The sequence below is a fragment of the Microvirga arsenatis genome (genome assembly GCF_009910705.1).
Lineage (GTDB): Bacteria > Pseudomonadota > Alphaproteobacteria > Rhizobiales > Beijerinckiaceae > Microvirga > Microvirga arsenatis.
Window position 1 is genome coordinate 1 of record NZ_JAAAXJ010000048.1, and the last position, 4770, is coordinate 4770.

The 4770-nt window shown below is 60.5% G+C and carries 4 protein-coding genes and 1 pseudogene; 2 read left to right on the top strand and 3 right to left on the bottom strand.

Annotation, left to right across the window (positions count from 1 at the left end):
* Positions 1-164: 164 nt before the first annotated feature.
* Positions 165-779 (bottom strand): adenylate/guanylate cyclase domain-containing protein, encoded by a 615-nt coding sequence (locus GR303_RS24050; RefSeq protein WP_161726975.1) that lies wholly within the window; start codon positions 777-779, stop codon positions 165-167.
* A 172-nt stretch (positions 780-951) separates the two neighbouring features.
* Between GR303_RS24050 and GR303_RS24055 the strand changes: the two are divergent.
* Positions 952-1277 (top strand): annotated as a pseudogene (locus GR303_RS24055) (IS66 family transposase); the annotation flags it as partial.
* A 55-nt stretch (positions 1278-1332) separates the two neighbouring features.
* Here the strand turns inward: GR303_RS24055 and GR303_RS24060 are convergent.
* Together GR303_RS24060 and GR303_RS24065 are read right to left on the bottom strand one after the other, a co-directional pair.
* Positions 1333-1722, bottom strand: a complete 390-nt coding sequence (locus GR303_RS24060) for a helix-turn-helix domain-containing protein (protein WP_161726974.1) — start codon at positions 1720-1722, stop codon at positions 1333-1335.
* Positions 1723-1985: 263 nt separating this feature from the next.
* Entirely contained in the window at positions 1986-3329 is a 1344-nt protein-coding gene (locus tag GR303_RS24065) for a porin (protein WP_161726973.1), read from the bottom strand.
* Between the two features lie 665 nt (positions 3330-3994).
* On the opposite strand from GR303_RS24065, the gene GR303_RS24070 reads away from it, so the two are divergent.
* The coding region (locus GR303_RS24070; protein ID WP_161726972.1) for an IS110 family RNA-guided transposase at positions 3995-4770 on the top strand (776 nt) is incomplete at its 3' end.

A 4770-nucleotide genomic window follows, 5' to 3' on the forward strand; every position in this document is an offset into this window, starting at 1 on the left:
TCGTTCTCTCGGTCAAGCTGCTGGAGCCGGCCGGGTCCGGCCGCCAGGGCGCGAGCGACGACAAGACCGCCCGAGCCCGCGCATCTTCCCAAAGACGCCGCGCCAGGAGGTGGTTCAACAGGCGCCTCTTGCCAATTGGAGGGTGTCGCGGCCAGAAAGCGAACCTACAGGATATCGGGGAGTTGCTCATCTCCAGGTCGCCTCTCCACCGGCCGGGTGTCGATCAGGGTCCGGATGGAAGGCGGCAGGAGACACAGGAACCGCTTCGACATGACCACACCGATGTTCGCTTCCTTGGACCGCCGCTCCATGCGTGGCAAGGCGTTCATGGCAGGCCCGAGCGCAGTGAACTCGGCCCGTTCTCCGTCATAAAACACGCCGGCGAGAGCGAAGCCGCAGTGGGTGTCGTAATGACGTGAACACCGGATGGTGCGTCCGCGTGGCTCTTCCAAGTATCCAATGGGCGCAGGATCGCAGGCCGCCTCAAATGCCTGAGCAGCAAGCCGCTCAGGCGTCCCACACAGGAAGACTGCGAGGACGCCGTTGCCCAGATATTTATCGAAAATTCCGTTGTGGCGGGAAACGGCTTCATGCACGAAGCGTCTGAAGACCATCAAATCACCAATGACCTCATGGCTCGGCCGACTCTGTATCAGTGCAGAAAATCCCCGAATATCAACCAACAACAAGCATGCGTGGCGCTCGGCCGCTTCGGCAGCTTCGTCTCCTCTGGCCACTTCGCTCGCCACGCCTTCGGGTAGAAAGCGTGATATCGACATTCGGCCCCCCTTGCGCACGCAGAATTGCTGATCATGCCCGACGTATCCCATGCACAGCATAGAGAACAAAGCCTGGCGCCACGGTGAATGAGATGGGTGCCAAGGATAAGGCGGGCGGGAGTTGTGGTGTCCGGCTCTAAATCCTGTGCAAGGGTGATACTCCCTCGCATTAAAGGACACCTCGGTCGCGGCATTGCGCCAGGCCGAGGTCATTGCCTCCGATGAGACCGGTGTCCGGATTGAGAGCTCCAACGGCTATCATTGGGTGTTTCGCTGCTCCGAGGCGGTTGTCCATCACGCCTCGCCGACCATAGGCGCCGTCGTAGTCTGGACCATGATGGGCGGGCACCGACCCGTGGTCTGGTGTTCCGCCGCTATAGCGCGCAACAGGGCCATGCGGACGCCCACCAGACCTGCCTGGCCCAGCTCGCCCGCGACGTTGCCTATGCCGATGAGGCCAGCAAGGATGTCCTGCTATGGGCGAAGGGGACATTCGCACGTTCGTCGACACAGCTCGTCTCAACCCAGGAACCAATGGGTTCAACACAATCCTTCAGACCGTGTCCGCCTGAACCTCACGTCGAAATGAGGCGTGGGTATTTACGAGCCCGACCACGTCCCGGAGCTTCTCGGCGAATGTGGGATCGTTGGAAAGCATGAACCGGTGATAGCGATATGGCTGGAGGCCATGAGCCCGCCAGACCCGCCGCACCGCCCTGGCACTGATGCCGCTCTCCTGGGCCATCATGGCGGCGGTCCAGTGGGTCGCCCCGGCCGGTGAGTCGTTCAATGTGAGGCGGACTACCCGCTCGGCGGCGTCAGAGCCGAGTGGCTTGATCCGGAAGGGGCGGGTCTTGTCGCACAACAGACCATCGACACCTTCCTGCATGAAGCGCTCCTGCCAGCGCCAGATACAGGTCTCGGAGGTGCCGGTCCGGCGCATGATCTCGGTGCCCCATCGGCGCTCAGCACGATAGGGGCCCGCTAGACGTGTTTCTGAGCCATGCTCCGGTTGCCGATAACTGCTTCAAGACGCCGTCGGTCGAAGGGAGTAAGGGTAATGCAGATGCCAATGCGCATGACGCAGCCTCGCATGCGCATTGGCTAAGGAGAGTCCTAAGCGGGACTCTCTTGTCAGGCGCTGATCACTAGAAAAAACCCTGGTGCTTCCACCAGGGTTTTCTCCCACTTAGCCGGTTGAGCCGATTAGAAGTCACGCTGGACGCGGAGACGCCCTTCCCACGCACTGTCTGCACCGAGTATCTGGCCCGTTGCGGGCACAAATACGCGGCCGCCGGGATCCTGATTGACGTACATGATTTCGACGCCGAGATCCAGGCCTGAGACTGGCTGCCAGAACACGTTTGTGCCGAGGCGCCACTCAGTGAAGTCATTCAGTCCCGATACAAGACCTGTTGTCGGGGATACAAATGCCGCACCGGCACCGTACTCGACCCGCATGTACGAACCGAAGATGTTCTGACGAACTTGCGGGGTCCAGTAGTGACGCAGACCACCAGCCACAGACCAGCCTTCGCCCTGCTCGATATCACCTGTGGCCGAGTTGATGTAAGCATCGGCTAGGCCGAGCGTAGTGCCGACAGCCGTGAACGGGCTGAGATTACCGCCTAGGGTTGTAGCAACGAAGCCGCCGTTCAAATACCCAAGAGCGCCTCTTGTGTAGGTGGCGGCAACCCAGGCCGCGTCGCCTGGAGCGAGCATCGGCAGGTTTACATAAGCCGTACCTGCGATGGCAAAGCCGTACTCGGTGTCTGGGAAGTCCGTGAGGCCGGTAACCGGATCGACGAACAAGTTGTCTGACCGGATTTGGTGAACCGCACCGGAGAGCTGTGCACCACCCCAGGTGCCGGTATACTTCAGGTTAGCAACCACATCTGGAACGCGCTGGCCAGCGTAGACCAACCCGCTCGCAGCAGGGCTACCAGCAACAAAGGAATTGAGGCGACGCTCAAGGCTGTCTTCGAGCGACAGGGTGGCCGAGAAGCCATTGCCGAACGAATAGGTATAGGCGAGTAGGGGAATGTCAGGCGCATCATCGAAGCGCAGAGTACCCATGTGGCCGGTCGGCAGATCCGCGTTCGAGAAGAACGAGGTCACACGACCGGCGGTTAGGCCGCCGAACTGGATGTACGCTTGCTGGACCTGCGGACTTGTAGTGACTGCACCAGATCCTGCGAAAAGCGGTGTGCCGGACGAGCGGGTGAGTTCGAGACGGACGACAGAACGCAGGAGGCCGTAAGCTGTTTGGGTGCGAGCGTCGAGCTGGACGCGACCACGAGCACGAAATCCGATAGCGTCTTGGCTGCGATCGAAGGGCTCACCGTATACATAGTCGGCGCGCACACGGCCACCGACGCGCAGGCAGGTTTCAGTGCCCGGAATATAAAAGAAGCCTGCGCCGTAGGTGGAGCAGACGCGAACGTATTCAACAGCAGCAGCCTTCTTCACGGGAAGGTCGGCAGCTTGAGCTCCGGCAACAGCCGCGAGACCCGCGACCGATCCGAGGAAGAGGCTCTTAGCGAGCTTCATGGTTAAACCTCCAAAGTTTCGAGACCCTGGGGGGCCGGGTTTTTGTGCCTCGGTGACTTCATCGAAGCCCTAAACACGTCCCTTTTCCCCTAGTACCCGGCGGCTCGCCTTCTCGGTCGAACCCACCCGGATCACGACTGGGGTGCCCCCGTCGCTGAAGCCACATTAGCCAGCACGAGATCGTGATCAAGGGAATAGACGCGCTTTGGCCCGAGTCACGTCCGATCTCCGCCCCACTGTGGCTAAATTTCAACACTTCACCTTGCCGATGGGGATAGGTCCTAAAAGGAGGTTAACGAAAAGAAGTCGAGATGCGGGAAAAGGAAGAAGTTAGATCTGAATCAGACCGGGAAGCGCCACGAGCTTGCCATTGGCATTCGCACGTGGCTTTCAGATCAAGAGGAGCAGAGAATCAACTTTTGAAACCTAGGCGTCTCATTATACGATCTACTTGGCCCTTTCCCCATTGACCGCCACTCGGAGTCGCTATGCCTTGTATCTCTCAAGTGCCTGCCGAGACGAAGCCGGCGAGGCTGAAGGTGGGGGTCAGCCCGCGTTTGCCTAGGGCTCATAAGCCCGCGACAGATTTTGGTGCGGCCCCCACTTTCCCAGTCCCGAACCCGGACAGCCGCTTGGGCCTAAGCCCGTATTTACAAGGTAGGGTTATGGACGAATCTTCATCAGTCTTCGTCGGCATTGATGTTTCCAAGGACCGCCTCGACGTTCACTTGAGACCAACAGGCAAGGCATTCTGTGTCTCGCGAGACGGAAAGGGGCTGGATGACCTCATCAGCCGCCTCATCGAGGTGCCCGTCGCCCCCGTGGTCTTGGAGGCGACCGGTGGCTTCGAGACGACCGTGGCCCCGGCACTGGCTGGCGCTGGGCTGCCGCTCTGCGTCGTCAACCCACGCCTGATCCGCGACTTTGCTCGGGCTATGGGCCGCTTGGCCAAGACCGATGCGCTCGACGCCGAGGCGATCGCCCTTTTCGCCGAGCGGATCAGGCCCGAGGCAAGGCCTCTGCTGGACCCGGAGCGGGCTCGTTTAGCCGAGTTCGTGCGCAGGCGCCGGCAGGTTATCGAGATGATCGGCATGGAGACAAACCGCCGCCGGAGAACCACTGACAAGCGTCTCGCCAAGAGGCTCGACCGCCATGTAGCGTTCCTGGAAAAGGAACTCGATGAGATTGACCGCGACATCGGCGAGGCCATCAAGAGTTCCCCAGTCTGGTGCAAAACTGAGGCGCTCCTCAAGTCCGTTCCCAGGATCGGCGATGCCACCGCTCGGACACTTCTTGCTGAAGTGCCAGAACTTGGCACCGTGGACCGGCACCAGATTGCTGCTCTGGTCGGGGTCGCCCCCGTGAACCGAGACTCTGGTCTCATGCGGGGCCACAGAGCGATTGCCGGAGGGAGAACGTCAGTGCGCAATGTTCTCTACAT

Bases quoted from the DNA above. Each gene is read 5' to 3' on its own strand.
- GR303_RS24065 (WP_161726973.1), bottom strand. From the start codon at position 3,329: ATGAAGCTCGCTAAGAGCCTCTTCCTCGGATCGGTCGCGGGTCTCGCG.
- GR303_RS24060 (WP_161726974.1), bottom strand. From the start codon at position 1,722: ATGCGCCGGACCGGCACCTCCGAGACCTGTATCTGGCGCTGGCAGGAG.
- GR303_RS24050 (WP_161726975.1), bottom strand. From the start codon at position 779: ATGTCGATATCACGCTTTCTACCCGAAGGCGTGGCGAGCGAAGTGGCC.